Genomic DNA, 277 nt, shown 5'->3' on the forward strand with positions numbered 1-277 from the left:
GAGCAATGATCAGAACCTGTGGATCCCGGGCGGGCGTGCCTTCCCGGAAGATGATCTGCAAGGAATCCGAATTCTGATCAAGACCAGCGTTGGCGCGCTGGCGGGAAGGCACGCCCGTGCTCACGGTAGTAGACAACAACGACGACTCCAACGAGACCCGCAATGCGGCCGGTGCGGGCCGGTCGTTGCTCGACCAGATCGTCCGCGACGGTGCCCGGCAGATGCTGGCCGCGGCGTTGCAGGCCGAGGTCGCCGACTATGTAGCCCGGTATGCCGG

Annotated in this window: 1 pseudogene; it reads left to right on the plus strand. The window is 65.0% G+C overall.

Annotated elements, in window-relative coordinates:
- Positions 1–116: 116 nt before the first annotated feature.
- A pseudogene (locus tag AC5Y7V_RS31430) lies at positions 117–277 on the plus strand (IS256 family transposase); the annotation flags it as partial.

The organism is Mycobacterium sp. NGS34, assembly GCF_059812845.1.